Below are 18,152 nucleotides of genomic sequence, written 5' to 3'. Positions count from 1 at the left end.
GTCGTTCCTCCCGCGCCCGTCGGTCAGGCGCCCGCCGCGCACACGAACACGTGCAGGTCGCGCGCGAAACCGTCGAGTTCCTCGGCGAGCTGCCGGACGAGCCGCCCGAGGATGTTGTAGGCCAGCACCGCGGGAATCGCGACGACGAGCCCGAACGCGGTCATGATCAGCGCCTCGCCGACCGGCCCCGCGACGTTCTCGATCTGCGCCTGCCCGCTCGCGGCGATGCTGCCGAGCGCGTGGTAGATGCCCCACACGGTGCCCAGCAGCCCGACGAACGGCGCGGTGCTGCCGATCGACGCGAGCAGCACCTGGCCGAATTCGAGACGCCGCTGCGAGCGCAGCATCGCGTGGCGCAGCGCGCGCAGCACGCGTTCGCCGCGCTCCACGCGCGCGGCCAGCGTGGCCGGGTCATGGTCGTCGGCCGCGTCGCGCGCGGCTTCGGCGAGCGGCACGAACACGCGCTCGCGATCCGCGCCGGCGAGCGCGGCAATGCCCGCGTCGAGCGACGGCGCGCGCCAGAACGCGGCGAGCGCGCGCGGCCCCTGGCGCTTCGCGCGGACCAGGAGCCAGGCTTTCATGAAAAGGAAGCACCAGCTGGCGACGGACATCGCCAGCAGCACATAGGCGACCGCATGCGTGATCGCATCGCCGCTTTCGAGGTAGTGGACAACGCCGGTGGGTATCGCCATCGGAGTTTCCCCGTGGGTCAGCGCAGGCCGAGCACGTCCTGCATGTCGAACAGGCCGGCGCCACGCGCCGACAGGAAGCGGACCGCGCGCAACGCGCCCTGCGCGTACGACACGCGGCTCGACGATTTGTGCGTGATCTCGATGCGCTCGCCGATCCCGGCGAACAGCACGGTGTGATCGCCGACGATGTCGCCGCCGCGCACGGCCGCGAAGCCGATCGACGACGGGTCGCGCTCGCCCGTCACGCCGTGGCGGCCGTACACCGCGCACTCGTCGAGCGAGCGGCCGAGCGCGCCGGCGACGGCCTCGCCCATCATCAGCGCGGTGCCCGACGGCGCATCGACCTTGTGGCGGTGGTGCGCCTCGATGATCTCGATGTCGTAGCCGTGCGAGAAATGCTTCGCCGCGAATTCGAGCAGCTTCAGCGTGACGTTCACGCCGACGCTCATGTTCGCCGCGAACACGATGCCGATCCTGGCCGCCGCGGCCTGCAGCTCGGCCTTCTGCTCGGCGGTGAAGCCGGTCGTGCCGATCACGAGCTTCACGTCGTGGCGCAGCGCGGCCGCGATGTGGGCCATCGTGCCTTCCGGGCGCGTGAAATCGATCAAGTAATCGGCCTGCGCGAACACGGCGTCGAGGTCGTCGGTCAGCTTGATCCCGGTTTCCTTGCCGAGGAACGCACCGGCGTCCTGGCCGAGGAACGGCGAATCGGCGCGGTCGAGCGCGCCGACGAGCTGCGCGTCGGCATCGTTGAGAACGGCTTCGATCAGCATCCGGCCCATTCGGCCCGATGCGCCGGCAATCGCAATCTTCATGGCTTTCTACACGACAGGTCTAAAGGCGGGCGGCGCGAGCCGCCCTGGTTCCGCAACCGCGCTTACTGCGCCGGCGCGGTGAGCGGCTGGTTCTGCAGGTTGTCCGAACCTTGCGGACCGACGGGCGGCGACGCCTCGTTCGACACGTTCGGCTGCGGCGGGCGGTGGAACTGGAACTGCGGCTGGATCGCCGGCGCGGCGCCCGGCGGCTGGCCGCCCGGCACCGGTGCGCCGCCCGAGGCCTGCGCGGACGGCGTGAAGCGGCGTGCGGCCGAACCCTGTCCCGACACCTGGTTGGTCGCGCGGTTCGCCGCACGTGCGGCCTGCGCGTTCGCATCCTGGTCGACCGCCGCGCCGGAGGCCGGCACGACGGACGGGCTGGCGACGACATCCGGCACCGGCGTACTCGCCGCCTGCGCCTGCGCGGCGCTCGCGGCAGCGGCTTCCGACGCCTTCCGCGCCGCCGCGGCCGCCTTCGCCTTCTTGCCGCCGCGGTCACCGTCGATGTCGGCCAGCAGGTCGAGCTCGGACGGCAGGTTGTCGGCGCCCGTCCAGCCCGCGAGGCGATCGCCCGCGAACGTCACGACGAGATCGCGCTGCTGGACGATCGACGTCGAGCCGCGCTTGAAGTAGAAGAGGTAATCCCAGCGGTCGGCGTGGAACATGTCCGCCAGCAGCGGCGTGCCGAGCAATGCCCGGACCTGCTCGCGCGTCATGCCGACCTGCAGTTGCGCGGCTTTCTCCTGCGATACGAAGTTGCCCTGCACGACGGTGATCCGATAGGGCGTGATGCTCTGCGCAATGCGCTGCGTCACGCTGTCGTACGACGAACAACCCGCCAGCGCGACGACGGCGGCGGCAGCGATGATGGCACTCCGCATGCGACTCCTCTGAAAGTGCGAAAGCGATTCTGGGATCATTTCCTTCACCGTGCTGGCCCGCGTGCAGGCCGCGCGTGTTTCTGGAACGGCGAAAAGCCGGTAACATTGAAGCCCTGCATTGTACTCTAGGGATGCCTAGCCATGACCAATCCGACGGATCTCAAGAATATCGGGCTAAAGGCCACCCTACCGCGCCTCAAGATTCTCGAGATCTTCCAGCAGAGCCCGGTGCGCCACCTGACGGCCGAAGACGTCTACCGGAACCTGCTCAACGAGCAGCTCGACATCGGGCTCGCGACCGTCTACCGCGTGCTCACGCAGTTCGAGCAGGCCGGCCTGCTCACGCGCAGCAACTTCGAATCGGGCAAGGCCGTGTTCGAGCTGAACGAGGGCTCGCACCACGATCACCTCGTGTGCCTCGATTGCGGCCGCGTCGAGGAATTCTTCGATGCCGAGATCGAAAGCCGCCAGCAGGCGATCGCGAAGGAGCGCGGCTTCCGGCTCCAGGAGCACTCGCTCGCGATGTACGGCTCGTGCACGACCGAGAACTGCCCGCACCGCAAGCACTGAGCCGCCGATTCGCGTGCGTCGCGCACGCAGCACGGCCCGGCCGGCATCTCGCCGCCCGGGCCGTTTTTCTTTTCGGTCCGCGCCGCGCGGGGCGCGCGGGCCGGCCAATATTGCTTACGAATGCCCTTCGACGCTCGCGCAAGCCGGCTCGAATGCCAGCGTCCATGCGCACTCGAGCGGGATCTCGTCGCAGTTCGGCTGCGGGCCGCCGCGATCGACGATCACGAAATCGCTGAGCGCGTCGAGCGCGAGCAGCGGATGGTGCCAGACGCCCTTCGCATAGTTCACGCCCTGCCAGCCTTCGGCCAGGAACGCGCGCATCGCATCGGGCCGGAAGTCGCCGGCCGGCGCGACGACGATCGCATAGCGCGACACGGCCGCGAGCGGGATGAATGCCTGGCTGCCGTGCGGATGGCGCTCCATCAGCGTGACCGCGACCGGCAGCGCGCGCGGCTGCGCGCGAAACACGCTGACGAGCGGCCGGCCGCCGTCCGCGCACACGTCGATCGCCGCGAGATCGTGGAAGCGCTCGGTCGTGCCGCCGTTGATCGGGAAGTGCCGCGCGCCTTCGAGCGCGATCACGTCGCCGAACGGCGCGAACGCCTCGCGGGTCAGGCGTTCGACGCGCAGGATGCGGGATCCGGTCATGACGCTGCCCTCCTTCAGGCCGGCTCGCCCCACAGACGCAGGCGCGACACGCCGCCGTCCGGGAAGATGTTGAAGCGCACGTGCGTGACGGGGCCGAGCGCCGCGAGCTGGTCGAACGTGTGCACGTGATCCATCTGCAGCTTCTGCTCGCCGAGCAGTTCGGCCCAGAACATCGCCTGCGTGACGAGCGAATCGTCGGTGCCGCCCGCGACGTGCGCGGCCTGCAGCGAACAGCGGTCGGGGAAATTGCCCTTGAAGAACGCCGTGTCGACCTCGACGCGCCGGATGATGCCCGGCCGCGCGAGCGCGACGATCGCCCAGTCGTTGCCGGGCTCGCGGCGGCGCCGCGTTTCCCAGCCGTCGCCCATGTTCGCGCCGCGCCCCGGCATCAGCATCTGCGATGCCGGCCCGAAGTGCTGGTTGTTCGCGGCCACCAGATAACCGCCGTTCTCGATCGCCGCGAGATCGACGAGCTCGCCGGCCGGCACGTGGCGCCAGTCGCGCTGCGGCTGGCCGTACACGCGCAGCCGTGCGAGCCCGCCGTCCGGATACAGGTTCACGCGCAGGTGCGTGACCGGCTGCGCGTCGTCGACGCTCACGTAGTGGTGCGAATTGCCCTGCAGCGTCGTCGCGGGGACGATCGTGCGCCACGCGGCGTCGTCGGGCGGCGTGTCGCCGTCGACGGCGCACGCCTCGATCGACGCGGCCGGCGGAAAATTGCCGGTGAAGTGGCTCGTATCGAGGTCGACGCCATGGATCACGCCCGGCCGCGCGAGGCGCACCACGCAGAAATCGTGGCCGGTCGTGCGCTTGCGGCGCGTTTCCCAGCCGTCCATCCACTTGCCGTGGTCGTCGTACTTGCCGGGAATGAACACGGCCGGCTCCGGATTCAGCATGCGCTCCTTCGGCGCGAAGAATTCGTCGCTGGCGAACAGCGCCTGCGCCCCGAGGCGCGGGTCGGCAAGGTTCATGTAGCGCCGCGCAAACGCGGGCGCGTTCGAATCGAGAATGGGGGCTGCCACGTCGTCTCCTGATTTCCGGTTATTTCTGGTGAAAGGCCGGCGCATCGAGGCGCCGGCGCATGCAAGACGAGCGCGCGCAATGGCCAGGGGCGAAGCCGGCCCGCGCGCCGAGCCGCGCTCAGAGCGCGTGAGCCTGGTCGCCGCCCACCGGCGCCGCGCGGCCTGCCTCGTCGGCCGGCACGTAGCGCAGCTCGCGGTTCAGCACGCGCGTCGCACGGGCGCGGTCGATGTCGTTTTCCCATACCGCGACGACGACCGTCGCGACGCAGTTGCCGATCAGGTTGGTCAGCGCGCGGGCGATGCCGACGAACCAGTCGACCGGCAGGATCAGCACGAGGCCGAGCACCGGGATCGCGGGGATCGCCGACAGCGTCGCCGCGAGGATCACGATCGCCGAACCGGGGATGCCGTGCGCGCCCTTCGACGTGACGAGCGACACGAGCAGCACGACGATCAGGTCATGGGTCGACAGCGGCGTGTTGGTCGCCTGCGCGATGAACAGCACCGCGAGCGTCAGGTAGATCGAGAAGCCGTCGAGGTTGAACGAATAGCCGGTCGGGATCACGAGGCCGACCGTCGAATCCTTGATGCCCATGTATTCGAGCTTGCTCATCACCTGCGGCAGCACCGCGTCCGACGACGCCGTGCCGAGCACGATCGACAGTTCCTCGCGCAGGTAGCGAATCAGCTTGAACACCGAGAAGCCCGCGATGCGCATCACGATGCCGAGCACGACCGTGACGAACACGAAGCAGCTCACGTAGAACACCGCGACGAGGTAGCCGAGCTGCTTGAGCGACGCGACGCCGTACTTGCCGGTCGTGAACGCGATCGCGCCGAGCACGCCGAGCGGCGCGAGCTTGATGATGAAGCCGATGATCCGGAAGAACACGTGCGACAGTTCCTCGATCAGCGAGTTGACGCGCTGCGCCTTGTCGCCCAGCAGCGACAGCGCGGAGCCGAACAGCACCGCGAACACGAGGATCTGCAGGATGTCGCCCTTCGCGAACGCGTCGATCGCGGTGTCGGGGATGATCTTCATCAGGTAGCCGGCCGTGTCCTTCAGGCTTTCGGCGTTCTTCGCGTACGACGCGAGCGACGCGGCGTCGAGCGAGCGCAGGTCGATGTTCATCCCGACGCCCGGGCGCGTGAACCACGCGAGCACCAGGCCGATGCCGAGCGCGATCGTCGTCATCACCTCGAAGTAGACGACGGCCTTCAGGCCGACCCGGCCGACCTTCTTCAGGTCGCCCGCATTGGCCATCCCGCTGACCACGACGCAGAACACGATCGGGCCGATGACCATCTTGATCAGCTTCAGGAAGCCGTCGCCGAGTGGCCGCAGCGACTCGGCGAAGTGCGGGAAGAACGCGCCTAGCGCGACCCCCAGGATCAATGCGACGACTACCCGGCCAAACAGCGAATTGAGGAATTTCGACACGGCGCTCTCCCGATCCAACGGTTGCAGTTTCGTCTGTTCATACTGGTAAGACCAGTGATGTTATGGTGGATAGTAGGAAGCCGATATAGTGGCGTCAAGGACCGACAAAATAGGGATTTCCCGCCCCTGCCCGCCCGCTTGGAACGCATCTGACAGGGTCGGATCGTGGCTTTCCCGTAGGGGCGTCGTGCACTGCCCGCGTGCGGATTACAATGCCGGTCAGACCGGCCAAAGTCCACACCATGAAAAACGTTCCGCATACCGTGACCGACGCCGCCATCGCGACGATCCGCGACCGGATCGAGGCAGGCGTTTATCCGGTCGGCAGCCTGCTGCCGGCCCAGCGCCAGCTCTCCGAGGAGCTGGAAATCAGCCGCGCGTCGCTGCGCGAGGCGCTGTCGACGCTCGAGGCGCTCGGGATGCTGCGCATCCGGGCGGGCAAGGGTGTGTATGTCGAAAGCGCGCAGGCGTCGGCCGCGCATCCGTGGCAGTTCTCCGAGCAGTCGTCGCCGCCCGATACGTACCAGATGCGCTATGCGCTCGAAGGGTTCGCCGCGCGGATGGCCGCGCGCGTCGTCAGCGACGCCGACATCGCATGGTTCGAGGACAACCTCGCCGACCTGCACGTCGCGCTGACCGACAACGCGATCGACGAAGCGTCGCAGCTCGACTTCGACTTCCACATGCGGATCATCCACCTGGCCGGCAACGCGGCGATCGAATCGGTGCTGCGCAGCAGCGCGGACATCATGAAGGAAAGCCAGCGCATGCCGTTCTACCGGCGCGAGCTGCTGCTGTCGACATGGCACGAGCACCGCGCGATCGTCGACGCGCTGATCGCGCGCGATGCGGCCGCCGCGGGCACCGCGATCGAAACGCACATCGCGAACGCCGCGCAGCGCGCAGGCATCTTCTTCCCGACGCCAGGCGCCTGACGCGCCCCCGGTTCCCAAACGGCCCGGGCGTCCCGGTCACCCGCCCGACGGATAGCGGAACGCGAGCGCGCGCTCGATGAACGCGCGCGCCGCGACGCTGCGGTACGCGCCCTGGCGCGTGAGCAGCGCGGCCGTGCGGGCCGGCAGCGGCGGATCGATCTCCAGCGCGCACAGCTCGCCGCTCTCGCGCGCGATCGCATCGGGCAGCACCGTCGCAAGCCGGCCGCATCGCACGAGCGCCAGCACCGCGCTGATCGTATTCGTCTCGATCGCGATCGTCGGCCGCGCGCCATGCTCGATGAAGTACCGGTCGATGCGCTCGCGCGTCGCGAACGCGCGGCTCAGCAGCACCAGCGGCTCGCCGCCGAGCTCGGCCGGCGTCAGCGCGCGGCGGCGCCGCGCGAGACGGTGCGTGCGGCCCGTCACGAGCGCGAGCGGCTCGTCCCACAGCGGCAGCGCGTCGATGTCCGGCGCGCGCGACGGCATGAACGCGAAACCCGCGTCGAGCCGGTCGTCGGCGAGCAGCGCCTCGATGCGCGCCTGCGGCATCGCGTCGATCGTCAGCGCGACGTTCGGGTAATCGGTGTGAAAACCGTCGATCAGCGAGCCGCTCAGGTAGGCCGCGAAGGTCGGCATCATCGCGAGCCGCAGCGACCCGCCGCCGAGATCGGCAACGTCGTGCAGCGCGCGCTGCCCCGCATCGAGCTCGTGCAGCGCGGCGCGCGCATGGCGTGCATAGACTTCGCCGAATTCGGTGAGCCGCACCGTGCGGCCCGAGCGGTCGAACAGCTGCACGCCGAGCGTGTCCTCGAGCTGGCGCACCTGCTGCGACAGCGTGGGCTGCGACACGTGCAGCGCATCGGCCGCGCGCGTGAAACTGCGTTGCTCGGCGACGGCCAGGAAATAGCGGATGTGGCGAAGAAGCATCGCGGCCAATGTATTGGTTTTGCCAATGAATACCATAACGATCCAGTCTTGGACGCTATGGGGCGACTCCCGCATCATACGCACATCCGTTCCCGTGCCTCGCACCTGTCCGCACCGGAGCGGCCCGCCCGGGCCCGCCCTGCCTGCGCCCGCCGCACGACGATCCGCCGCGCGCCCGATCCGGGCCCGGCCGCGATCCGCCCGGCGCGCATCGGCCCACCGCCGATCCGTCACACCGGCCCCGATTTCCGTCACCCCGCGCAACCGACGGTCCCGTGCCGCCGGCCGGCGCCGCCGTTTTTTCACGACCATGGAACCGCATCACGACAACCATCCTCCGCTGACCCGCGGCATGACGCTGCTGTTCGCCTGCGCGTGCGGCATCGTCATCGGCAACATCTATTACGCGCAGCCGCTGCTCGCCGCGATCGCGCGCAGCTTCGGCCGCGCGCCGGCCGAGCTCGGCTATCTCGTCACGCTGACACAGCTCGGTTATGCGGCGAGCCTGCTGCTGATCGTCCCGCTCGGCGACGCGGTCAACCGCCACACGCTGATCGTGCGGCTGCTGATGCTCAACGTCGTCGCGCTGGCCGCCGTGACCGTCAGCACCAATTTCACGACGTTCGTCGTCGCGAACGTCGCGGTCGGCTTCGTCACCTGCTCGACGCAGCTGCTCGTCCCGTTCGCGGCATCGCTCGCCGACGCGCGCTCGCGCGGCCGCGCGGTCGGCACCGTGATGAGCGGCCTGTTGCTCGGCATCCTGCTCGCGCGCGTCGCGGCCGGCGCGATCGCCGACGGGTTCGGCTGGCGTGCGGTGTACGGCATCGCCGCGGTGATGGTGCTCGCGCTGACCGGCGTGCTCGCCGTGAAGCTGCCGAAGGATCGCCGCGACACGCGCGTCGACTATGCGGCGCTGATGAAGTCGCTCGTCGCGCTGGTGCGCGCGCAACCGCTGATCGCGCTGCGCTCGACCTACGGCGCGCTGGTGTTCGCGTGCTTCAGCCTGCTGTGGACGGGCCTCACGTTCCTGCTGAGCCAGCCGCCGTACGGCTATTCCGAAGGCCGGATCGGCCTGTTCGGCGTCGTCGGCGCGGTGGGCGCGCTCGCGGCGACGTCGGCCGGCCGGCTCGTCGATCGCGGCCACGGCAACGCGGCGACGGGGCTGTTCGCCGCGGCCGTGCTCGCGTCGTTCGCGCTGATCGCGGCCGGCGCGCATTCGCTCGCGGCGCTGATCGCGGGCATCCTGCTGCTCGACGTCGGCGTGCAGGGCATGCACATCTCGAACCAGAGCGTGATCTACGCGCTGGCCGGGAACGCGCGCAGCCGCGTGACGACGATCTACCTGACGAGCTACTTCATCGGCGGCGCGCTCGGGTCGTTCGCGGCGAGCGTCGCGTACGGCATCGCCGGCTGGCGCGGCGTGTGCATCGCGGGCGCGGCGCTGTCGGGCGTGCTGATCGCGCTGTGGCTCGCCTCGCAACGTGTCGGCACGCGGCAGGTCACGCCGTAACGCGATCCTCCGTTTCCGCGACACGACGACCGAGGCACGCCGCGCGTATCGCGGGCGTGCCTCGTGGCGACGGCGTCGAGGCCGTCGCGGGTCAGTGCCGCGCCGTCACGCGGTCTCGCCCGCGAAATCGATCAGCACCTTCATCGCGCGCTGCCGGTCGCCGGCCAGTTCGAACGCGAGATTCGCATCGCGCATCGGGAACACGCGCGTGACGGCCGGCCGCAGGTCGACGCGCCCCGCATTGATCAGCTGCACCGCGAGCGCGAATTCCGCGTGGAAGCGGAACGATCCGCAGATCGACAGCTCCTTCGCGACCACGACGTTCTGCGGCAGGCTGACGTCGCCGCCGAGCCCGAGCTGCACGACGACACCGCGCGGCCGCATCACGTCCAGCCCGTCTCGCAGCGCCCGCGCATTGCCCGAACACTCGATCATCACGTCGAACGTGCCCTTGTCGGCGGCGTAACGCGCGACCCAGCCGGCATCGGCGGCCGCGTTGATCGTGCGGTCGGCGCCGAGCGCACTGGCCACCGCCAGCGGCGCCTCGACGACGTCGGTCGCGACGATCTCCGTCGCGCCGTGCACGCGCGCGGCCGCGACCGCAAGCACGCCGATCGGCCCGCACCCCGACACGAGCACCCGCTTGCCGATCAGCGGGCCCGCGCGCGACACCGCATGCAGCCCGACCGCGAACGGCTCGGCGAGCGCCGCGAGCGACAGCGGCACGTGATCGGCAACCTTCACGCACTGCACGGCGTCGCATACGAGCGCGTTGCGGAACGCGCCCTGCACGTGCGGCATGCGCATCGCGCTGCCGTAGAAGCGCATGTCGAGACACTGGTTCGGCAGCCCTTCGAGGCAGTAGCGGCACGCGCCGCACGGCCGGCTCGGATTGACCGCGACGCGGTCGCCGACTTTCACCGACGTCACGTCCGGCGCGACCTCCGCGACCGTGCCGGCCACCTCGTGGCCGAGCACCATCGGCTGCTGCAGCCGGATCGCGCCGAAGCCGCCATGCCGGAAGTAATGCAGGTCGGAGCCGCAGATGCCGCCCATCGCGACGTCGACGCGCACCTGGCCCGGGCCGATCTCGCCCGCGTCCTGCTCCTCGACCCGCAGGTCGTTCGGCCCGTGGATCACCACACACATGCAACGCATACGCATGACCCTCTCCTCTCGTCAAACGGCGCTGGTCAGGCCGCCATCCACGAACAGCGTCTGGCCGTTCACGAAATCGGAGGCGGCCGACGCGAGAAAGATCGCCGCGCCGCACAGCTCGTCGACGCGCCCCCAGCGACCGGCCGGCGTGCGCTTGCACAGCCAGTCCGAGAACGCCGCGTCGTCGACCAGCGCGCGATTCAGTTCGGTTTCGAAATAGCCGGGCGCGAGGCCGTTCGCCTGGATGCCGTGGCGCGCCCAGTCGGCGCACATCCCCTTCGTCAGCATCCGCACCGCGCCCTTGGTCGCCGCATACGGCGCGATCGTCGGCCGCGCGAGTTCGCTCTGCACCGAGCAGATGTTGATGATCTTCCCGTGGCCGCGCGCGATCATGTGCCGCGCGACGGCCTGCGCGACGTTGAACACGCCGTCGAGGTTCACGCGCATCAGCGCATGCCAGTCGTCCGGATCGAACGTGTCGAGCGGCGCGCGGCGCTGGATGCCCGCGTTGTTCACGAGGATGTCGATCGCGCCGATGCGCGCCTCGGCATCGTCGATCGCCGCGCGCACCTGCGCGTGCTCGGCCACGTCGAACACCGCATGGTCGGCCGTGAAGCCTTCGTCGCGGAAACGGCGCGCGAGCGTCGCGGCCTTCTCCTCATTGCGATCGTTGATGACGATCGCCGCGCCGGCTTCCGCGAGTCCGCGGGCGAGCGTCAGCCCGATCCCGCGTCCGGAGCCGGTAATCAGTGCGCGGCGGCCGTCGAGGCGGAACCGGTCAAGCGCATGGGTCATCGATGTCTCCTCATGTCAGGGGAGCCGGCTGCCCGTCGCGGCCGGTCTCGCGTCGACGTTATCTTCCACCGGCGGCCGGGCCCCGCGCCAATGCTTGTTTTTGATCCGGTTATCATGAAATCTGATTACCGCCCACGGGGGCCCGCCGACCATGGAACTCAAGCAATTGCGCGCCTTCGTCACGCTCGCGGAAGAGCTGCATTTCGGGCGCGCCGCGCGGCGCCTGTGCATCGTGCAACCCGCGTTGAGCATGCAGATCAAGGCACTCGAGGAAGCACTCGGCGCGCGCCTGTTCGAGCGCGACCGGCACAAGGTCGAACTGAGCGACACCGGGCGCGTGTTCCTGCCCGAAGCACGCGCCACGCTGCAGCAGGCCGCGCGCGCGGAGCAGATGGCGCGGCTGTCGAGCCGCGGCGAAATCGGCACGCTGCGGATCGCGTTCGTGTCGTCGGTGCTGCCCGCGCTGCTGCCGGCCGTGCTGCGCACGATGCGCGAGCGTTATCCGCTGATCGCGCTCGACCTGAAGGACATGCCGACGCCCGACCAGATCGCCGCACTGCGCGACCGGCGGATCGATTTCGGGATGATCCGGCTGCCGGCCGCGTATGCGGGCATCGACACGCGCGTGATCCTGGAAGAAGGCTTCGTCGTCGCGCTGCCGCTCGATCATCCGCTCGCGGTGCACGACCCGATCCCGCCGGCCGCGCTGCGCGGCCAGCCGGTGTTCGTGCTCGCGCGCCGCTACGCGCCCGGCTTTCACGACGACATGCTGCTCGCGCTGAGCCGCGCGGGCACGACGCTCGAGATTGCCCAGGAGTTCGGCGAATTCACGACGATGCTCGCGCTCGTCGCGGCGGGCATGGGGATCGGGCTGATCCCGGCGGAAGCCGCGAGCGCGCTGCCGCCGAACGTGCTCGCGCGGCCGCTCGACCTGGCCGGGCACCGCACCGGCATCGGCCTCGCGTGGACCGATCTCGACAGCCCGCTGAAGCGTGCGTTCGCCGCCACGCTCGAGCAGGTGACCGCGGCGTGAGCCACCGAACGCGGCAACAAAAAAGCCCGACCGGAAAAACCGGCCGGGCTCGTTCGCCGCGCAGGCCGCCTCGCGGCGGCCGCGCAACGTGCGGGATTACTTCGCGTTCGCGAATGCGACAGCGGTATCCAGCATGCGGTTCGAGAAACCCCACTCGTTGTCGTACCAGCTCGACACCTTGACGAGACGGCCCGACACCTTGGTCAGCGTCGCGTCGAACGTCGACGAAGCCGGGTTGTGGTTGAAGTCGATCGACACCAGCGGTGCGTCGTTGTAGCCGAGGATGCCCTTCAGCGCGCCTTCCGATGCTTCCTTCATGATCGCGTTGACTTCCTCGACCGTCGTGTCGCGCTTTGCGATGAACGACAGGTCGACGATCGACACGTTGATCGTCGGGACGCGGATCGCGTAACCGTCGAGCTTGCCGTTCAGTTCCGGCAGCACGAGGCCGACGGCCGACGCCGCGCCGGTCTTCGTCGGGATCTGGCTGTGCGTGGCCGAACGCGCGCGGCGCAGGTCTTCGTGATAGACGTCCGTCAGCACCTGGTCGTTCGTGTATGCGTGGATCGTCGTCATCAGGCCGGTTTCGAGGCCGATCTTGTCGTTCAGCGGCTTGACGAGCGGCGCGAGGCAGTTCGTCGTGCACGATGCGTTCGAGATGACGGTGTGCTCGGCCTTCAGCACGTCGTGGTTCACGCCGTAGACGATCGTCGCGTCGACGTCCTTGCCGCCCGGCGCCGAGATGATGACCTTCTTCGCGCCGCCCTTCAGGTGCGCGCTCGCCTTTTCCTTCGTCGTGAAGAAGCCCGTGCATTCCATCACGACGTCGACGCCCAGCTCGCCCCACGGCAGTTCGGCCGGGTTGCGGTTCGCCAGCACGCGGATCTTGTCGCCGTTCACGACGAGGTAGTCGCCGTCGACCGACACTTCGCCCGGGAACTTGCCGTGCGCGGTGTCGTACTGGGTCAGGTGCGCGTTGGTCTTCGCATCGCCCAGGTCGTTGATCGCGACGATCTCGAGATCGTGCTTCTTGCCGTTTTCATAAAACGCGCGCAGCGTGTTGCGGCCGATACGGCCGTAGCCGTTGATTGCGACGCGAATCGTCATGGTCTATCTCCTGATGGCTGAAAAAATTCGTTTCGTGCAGCTTCACGGTGCGACGCGCGCGACGGGTGGCGCGCGTCGCGTATGTTGTCAGGCCAGTACGGCCTTGGCGGTCTCGACGACGTGCTCGACGGTGAAGCCGAAGTACTTGAACAGCACGCCGGCCGGCGCCGATTCGCTGAACGTGTCGATCCCGACGACGCCGCCTTCCAGGCCGACGTACTTGTGCCAGAAGGCCGTCACGCCCGCTTCGATCGCGACGCGGCGCACGCCGTGCGGCAGCACGCGCTCACGGTATTCGGCGTCCTGGCGGTCGAACACGTTGGTCGACGGCATCGACACGACGCGGGCCGCGATGCCCTGCTGCGCGAGCGGCTCGACGGCCTTCATCGCGAGTTCGACTTCCGAGCCCGTCGCGATCAGGATGATCTTGCGCGCGACGATCTCTTCGTCCCAGTCCTTCAGCACGTAACCGCCCTTCTCGATGTTCGCGATCTGCGCATCGGTACGCGGGTTGAACGCGAGGTTCTGGCGGCTGAAGATCAGGCTCGACGGTCGGTCGGCGGCGACCGCGTGGGTCCACGCGACGGCCGTCTCGACCGTGTCGGCCGGACGCCACACGTCGTGGTTCGGGATCAGGCGCAGGCTCGACACGTGCTCGATCGACTGGTGCGTCGGGCCATCCTCGCCGAGGCCGATCGAATCGTGCGTGAACACGAAGATCGACGGCACCTTCATCAGCGCGGCCACGCGCAGCGCGTTGCGGCTGTAGTCGGAGAACGTCAGGAACGTGCCGCCGAACGGCTTGTGGCCGCCGTGCAGCGCGAGGCCGTTGATCGCGGCGCTCATGCCGAATTCGCGCACGCCGTAGTTGATGTGGTTGCCCAGCACGACGCCCGGGCCTTCCGGATTCGCGCGGACCGCCTTCGACGCCTTCCAGTTGGTCAGGTTCGAGCCGGTCAGGTCGGCCGAGCCGCCGAGCAGTTCGGGCAGCGCGGCGGCCAGGCCTTCGATCGCCTGCTGCGACGCCTTGCGGGTCGCGACCGTTTCGGCGCGCTCGTTCGCGCCGGCGATGATCGCCGCGGCCTTTTCAGCCCAGTCGGCCGGCAGCTTGTTGGCCATCCGGCGCTCGAATTCGGCGGCTTCCGCCGGGAACTTCGCGCGATAGGCGGCGAACGTCGCGTCCCATTCGGTTTCGGCGCGTTTGCCGGCTTCCTTCGCGTCCCATGCGGCGTAGACTTCCTGCGGAATCACGAACGGCTCCCACTTCCAGCCGAGCGCTTCGCGCGTCTTCGCGATTTCTTCCGCGCCGAGCGCCGCGCCGTGCACGTCGTGGCCGCCGGCCTTCGTGGCCGCGCCCTGGCCGATCACCGTCTTGCAGCAGATCAGCGTCGGCTTGTCCGACAGCTTCGCCTTCGCGATCGCCGCGTCGACCGCGTCGACGTCATGGCCGTTCACGTTCGGGATCACGTTCCAGCCGTACGCTTCGAAACGCTTCGGCGTGTCGTCGTGGAACCAGTTCACCACGTCGCCGTCGATCGAGATGCCGTTGTCGTCGTACAGCGCGATCAGCTTGTTCAGCTTCAGCGTGCCGGCGAGCGAGCAGGCTTCGTGCGAGATGCCTTCCATCAGGCAGCCGTCGCCGAGGAACACGTACGTGTGGTGATCGACGATCTTCGCGCCGTCACGGTTGAACTCGTCAGCCATCAGCGCTTCGCCGAGCGCCATGCCGACCGCGTTCGCGAGGCCCTGGCCGAGCGGGCCGGTGGTCGTCTCGACGCCCGGCGTGATGCCGTATTCCGGGTGGCCCGGCGTCTTCGAGTGCAGCTGGCGGAAGTTCTTCAGCTCTTCCATCGGCAGGTCGTAGCCGGTCAGGTGCAGCAGCGAGTACAGCAGCATCGAGCCATGACCGTTCGACAGCACGAAGCGGTCGCGGTCGGCCCAGTGCGGGTTCGTCGGGTTGTGCTTCAGATGGCGCGACCAGAGCGCGACGCCGATTTCGGCCATGCCCATCGGCATGCCGGGGTGACCGGAGTTCGCTTGCTGGACGGCGTCCATCGCGAGCGCACGGATCGCGTTGGCCATCAGGGTGGTGGAGGCGGGAGACGAAGTCGTCATGTCGAGTCCGGAGAACGAGTCGAGGAAACGGGGGCACGGCGGCATCCGGAAGCGCGAGCGTCGATCGTTCCCGGCGCGTGGTGCGGCGCCTGACGGACGCGAAGCGGACGGAGCCTACGGACGGGGCTGCAAAGCTCGTCATTTTAACAGATGGGCTGACATTTCCCTTGTCGGCGCGTAGTGTTCCGGCACGGTTTTCCGTCGAACCGCCCGCCTCCTATAATTCAGACGTCGGAACTGCCTGCCCCAAGGGTCCGCCCGTGAGCACCACGCTTCTCTTCCACCCTACGCCCCACGCCACCTACGGCTTCCCGAATGCCCGGCGGCTCGCGCGCGTCGCGTCCTCGCACCAGCAGATCGAGGTCTGGGAAACCCCGCAGCTCGGCCGCCTGTTCACGCTGGACGGCCGGCCGATGACGTCGGTCGGCGACGAGTACGTGTATCACGAGTGCATGACGCACCCGGCCGCGCTCGCGCACCCGTCGCCGAAGAAGGCGCTCGTGCTCGGCGGCGGCGACGGCGGCGCGGCCCGCCAGCTGCTCAAGCACGCGTGCATCGAGCGGATCGTGATCGCGGAGCTGGACGACGAGGTGGTCGGGATGGCGCGCCGCTATCTCGACGACGTGCACCAGGGCGCGCTCGACGACCCGCGCGTCGAGGTCGTGATCGGCGACGCCGCGCACTTCGTCGAGTCGACCGTCGAGCATTTCGATCTCGTCGTGTTCGATCTCACGCCGCCCGATTCGCCGGCGGCCGGCCTCTACACGCGTGCGTTCTACGCACGCCTCAAGCGCATTCTCACGCCGTGCGGCGCGATTTCGATGCACCTCGGCTCGCCGATATTCCACGCCGCGCGCATCGCCGCGCTGCTCGACGACCTGCGCGCGAGCTTCGCGGTCGTCGATCCGTTGTCCGCGCACGTGCCGCTGTACGGCTCGCAGTGGCTGATGGCGATCGCGAGCGACACGCTCGACGCGGCCGCGCTGTTCGCGCACGACATCGACGATCGCCTCGCGGCCCGCCGCGTCCACGACCTGCGCTACTACGATGCGCGGTTGCATGCGTCCCTCTTTGCCCTGCCGCGCGCGCTGCGCGATACACTGGGCGTTCGCCGCTGAGCGTCCGGGCGGCCGCATCGTTCCGTTTTTCCCGTGGGGTTGCGCATGGTTCGCCGTGCGAAACGCGGAACCGGAATGACCCGGATGCAGCGCCCACCTGGTCCCACAGGAGATTTTCATGACCGATCCACGTCCGGCCAACGTGCCTTGGTTGACGCCCTACCTGGCCGTACGCAACGCGCGCGCGGCCATCGATTTCTTCAAGGCCGCCTTCGGCTTCGCGCTGCGCGACGTGCACGACGAGGACGGTGCGATCATGCACGTCGAGATGACCTACCGCGGCCAGCTGATCGTGATGTTCGCGCCCGAAGGCGCGTTCGGCTCGACCGCGCTCACGCCGAGAAGCGCGAACATGACCGCGCCGCAATCCTTCTATCTGTATGTCGACGACGTCGACGCCACCTGGCAGCGCGCGCTCGACGCGGGCGCGAAATCGCTGAGCGCGCCGCAGGACCAGTTCTGGGGCGACCGCTTCGCGCAGATCGAGGATCTCGACGGCTACCGATGGGCGCTTGGACACCGTCTCGACGCATGACCGACACCGCAACACGCATGAACGAAGCCACCACCACCGCGGCCGTGCCGCGCTTTTTCGTCGACGCCGCGTTGCGCGCCGACGCCACGCTCGCGTTGCCGGCCGACGTCGCGCGCCACGCCCAGGTGCTGCGCCTGCAGCCGGGCGACGTGCTCGCGCTGTTCGACGGCACCGGCGGCCAGTACCGCGCCCGGCTCGTCGAGATCGACAAGCGCAACGCGATCGCGCAGATCGAAACGTTCGAACCGGCCGAAGCCGAGCCGCCCTATCGCGTGACGCTCGCGCAGGGAATCGCCGGCGGCGACAAGATGGACTGGGTGATCGAGAAGGCCGTCGAGCTTGGCGTCGCGGCGGTCGTGCCGCTGTCGACCGCGCGCGGCGTCGTGAAGCTGTCCGGCGAACGCGCGGACAAGCGCGTCGCGCACTGGCGCGGCGTCGTGCGTGCGTCGTGCGAGCAGTGCGGACGCAACCGTGTGCCCGGCGTCGCGCCGGTCGCCGGCTTCCATACGTGGCTCGACGCGCTGCCGGCCGCACCGGCCGACGGCGAACTGCGGCTGCTGCTGTCGCCGCGCGCGAGCATCCCGTTCGCGTCGCTGCCCGGCACGCCGCCCGCCGCCGCCGTCACGCTGCTGATCGGCCCCGAAGGCGGGCTGTCGCCCGACGAGGAAAACGCGGCGCGCGCCCGCGGCTTCACCGCGCTGTCGCTCGGGCCGCGCGTATTGCGCACCGAAACGGCCGGCGCGGCCGTGCTCGCGGCGCTGGCCGCGCGTTGGGGCGGGTGGTGACGAGCAGGGTGTGCCGCCGCGAGGCAGCACGGCCCTTCCCCGCTCGCACGCGACGCGGACGCCGC

The 18,152-nt window shown here is 69.1% G+C and carries 18 protein-coding genes; 7 read left to right on the top strand and 11 right to left on the bottom strand.

Features of this window, described 5'->3' with window-relative positions; genetic code table 11:
* Nucleotides 1-23 precede the first annotated feature (23 nt).
* The 3 genes from WJ12_RS02880 to WJ12_RS02870 all read right to left on the bottom strand — a co-directional run bounded on the left by WJ12_RS02880 (nt 24) and on the right by WJ12_RS02870 (nt 2,388).
* The gene (locus tag WJ12_RS02880; protein ID WP_034186425.1) at nt 24-692 is read right to left on the bottom strand and encodes a MotA/TolQ/ExbB proton channel family protein; all 669 of its coding nucleotides are present in this window, start codon (nt 690-692) and stop codon (nt 24-26) included.
* A gap of 17 nt (nt 693-709) precedes the next feature.
* Nucleotides 710-1,507, bottom strand: a complete 798-nt coding sequence (gene dapB / locus WJ12_RS02875) for a 4-hydroxy-tetrahydrodipicolinate reductase (protein WP_049031358.1) — start codon at nt 1,505-1,507, stop codon at nt 710-712.
* Nucleotides 1,508-1,569: 62 nt separating this feature from the next.
* Entirely contained in the window at nt 1,570-2,388 is an 819-nt protein-coding gene (locus WJ12_RS02870) for an outer membrane protein assembly factor BamE (RefSeq protein WP_059558034.1), read from the bottom strand.
* Nucleotides 2,389-2,529: 141 nt separating this feature from the next.
* On the opposite strand from WJ12_RS02870, the gene fur reads away from it, so the two are divergent.
* On the top strand, nt 2,530-2,958 hold the full coding sequence (gene fur, locus WJ12_RS02865) for a ferric iron uptake transcriptional regulator (RefSeq protein WP_006753314.1): 429 nt from the start codon (nt 2,530-2,532) through the stop codon (nt 2,956-2,958).
* 114 nt (nt 2,959-3,072) lie between these two features.
* Here the strand turns inward: fur and WJ12_RS02860 are convergent, their stop codons facing one another.
* The 3 genes from WJ12_RS02860 to WJ12_RS02850 all read right to left on the bottom strand — a co-directional run bounded on the left by WJ12_RS02860 (nt 3,073) and on the right by WJ12_RS02850 (nt 6,069).
* Nucleotides 3,073-3,606 (bottom strand): ureidoglycolate lyase, encoded by a 534-nt coding sequence (locus tag WJ12_RS02860; RefSeq protein ID WP_034186449.1) that lies wholly within the window; start codon nt 3,604-3,606, stop codon nt 3,073-3,075.
* 14 nt (nt 3,607-3,620) lie between these two features.
* Complete coding sequence (alc, locus tag WJ12_RS02855; protein WP_059558035.1) at nt 3,621-4,628, bottom strand: allantoicase; 1,008 nt, start codon at nt 4,626-4,628, stop codon at nt 3,621-3,623.
* A 118-nt stretch (nt 4,629-4,746) separates the two neighbouring features.
* Nucleotides 4,747-6,069 carry a C4-dicarboxylate transporter DctA gene (locus WJ12_RS02850; RefSeq protein WP_034186448.1) on the bottom strand — a complete coding sequence of 441 codons (1,323 nt, stop codon included), beginning with the start codon at nt 6,067-6,069 and terminating at the stop codon, nt 4,747-4,749.
* A 212-nt stretch (nt 6,070-6,281) separates the two neighbouring features.
* Between WJ12_RS02850 and WJ12_RS02845 the strand changes: the two genes are divergently transcribed.
* Nucleotides 6,282-7,004 carry a FadR/GntR family transcriptional regulator gene (locus tag WJ12_RS02845; RefSeq protein WP_175029127.1) on the top strand — a complete coding sequence of 241 codons (723 nt, stop codon included), beginning with the start codon at nt 6,282-6,284 and terminating at the stop codon, nt 7,002-7,004.
* A gap of 36 nt (nt 7,005-7,040) precedes the next feature.
* On the opposite strand, the gene cynR is transcribed toward WJ12_RS02845, so the two are convergent.
* Nucleotides 7,041-7,931 (bottom strand): transcriptional regulator CynR, encoded by an 891-nt coding sequence (cynR, locus tag WJ12_RS02840; protein ID WP_059558085.1) that lies wholly within the window; start codon nt 7,929-7,931, stop codon nt 7,041-7,043.
* A 310-nt stretch (nt 7,932-8,241) separates the two neighbouring features.
* On the opposite strand from cynR, the gene WJ12_RS02835 reads away from it, so the two are divergent.
* Nucleotides 8,242-9,441, top strand: a complete 1,200-nt coding sequence (locus WJ12_RS02835; protein ID WP_034186420.1) for an MFS transporter — start codon at nt 8,242-8,244, stop codon at nt 9,439-9,441.
* A 105-nt stretch (nt 9,442-9,546) separates the two neighbouring features.
* Here the strand turns inward: WJ12_RS02835 and WJ12_RS02830 are convergent, their stop codons facing one another.
* Nucleotides 9,547-10,605: an L-idonate 5-dehydrogenase gene (locus WJ12_RS02830; protein WP_034186419.1), complete on the bottom strand. Its 1,059-nt coding sequence runs from the start codon at nt 10,603-10,605 to the stop codon at nt 9,547-9,549.
* A gap of 15 nt (nt 10,606-10,620) precedes the next feature.
* On the bottom strand, nt 10,621-11,394 hold the full coding sequence (locus WJ12_RS02825; RefSeq protein ID WP_034186418.1) for an SDR family NAD(P)-dependent oxidoreductase: 774 nt from the start codon (nt 11,392-11,394) through the stop codon (nt 10,621-10,623).
* 151 nt (nt 11,395-11,545) lie between these two features.
* Between WJ12_RS02825 and WJ12_RS02820 the strand changes: the two genes are divergently transcribed.
* Entirely contained in the window at nt 11,546-12,427 is an 882-nt protein-coding gene (locus tag WJ12_RS02820; RefSeq protein WP_059558037.1) for a LysR family transcriptional regulator, read from the top strand.
* A 96-nt stretch (nt 12,428-12,523) separates the two neighbouring features.
* Here WJ12_RS02820 and gap read toward each other — a convergent pair whose 3' ends face one another.
* Together gap and tkt are read right to left on the bottom strand one after the other, a co-directional pair.
* Nucleotides 12,524-13,534, bottom strand: coding sequence for a type I glyceraldehyde-3-phosphate dehydrogenase (gene gap, locus WJ12_RS02815; protein ID WP_006485712.1), 1,011 nt, complete (start codon nt 13,532-13,534; stop codon nt 12,524-12,526).
* An 87-nt stretch (nt 13,535-13,621) separates the two neighbouring features.
* On the bottom strand, nt 13,622-15,694 hold the full coding sequence (tkt, locus tag WJ12_RS02810) for a transketolase (RefSeq protein ID WP_069245539.1): 2,073 nt from the start codon (nt 15,692-15,694) through the stop codon (nt 13,622-13,624).
* A gap of 215 nt (nt 15,695-15,909) precedes the next feature.
* Here tkt and speE point away from each other — a divergent pair, with 215 nt between their 5' ends.
* From speE to WJ12_RS02795, 3 genes are all read left to right on the top strand, one after another.
* Nucleotides 15,910-16,767, top strand: a complete 858-nt coding sequence (speE, locus tag WJ12_RS02805; protein ID WP_059558038.1) for a polyamine aminopropyltransferase — start codon at nt 15,910-15,912, stop codon at nt 16,765-16,767.
* A gap of 118 nt (nt 16,768-16,885) precedes the next feature.
* On the top strand, nt 16,886-17,302 hold the full coding sequence (locus WJ12_RS02800) for a VOC family protein (protein ID WP_034186414.1): 417 nt from the start codon (nt 16,886-16,888) through the stop codon (nt 17,300-17,302).
* Nucleotides 17,303-17,319: 17 nt separating this feature from the next.
* Complete coding sequence (locus WJ12_RS02795; protein WP_059558087.1) at nt 17,320-18,087, top strand: 16S rRNA (uracil(1498)-N(3))-methyltransferase; 768 nt, start codon at nt 17,320-17,322, stop codon at nt 18,085-18,087.
* The last annotated feature ends 65 nt before the right edge of the window (nt 18,088-18,152 follow it).

The sequence above is a fragment of the Burkholderia seminalis genome (assembly GCF_001718535.1).
GTDB lineage: Bacteria > Pseudomonadota > Gammaproteobacteria > Burkholderiales > Burkholderiaceae > Burkholderia > Burkholderia seminalis.
Note: the sequence above shows the minus strand (reverse complement) of the source record. Positions and strands in the feature narration are given on the sequence as shown.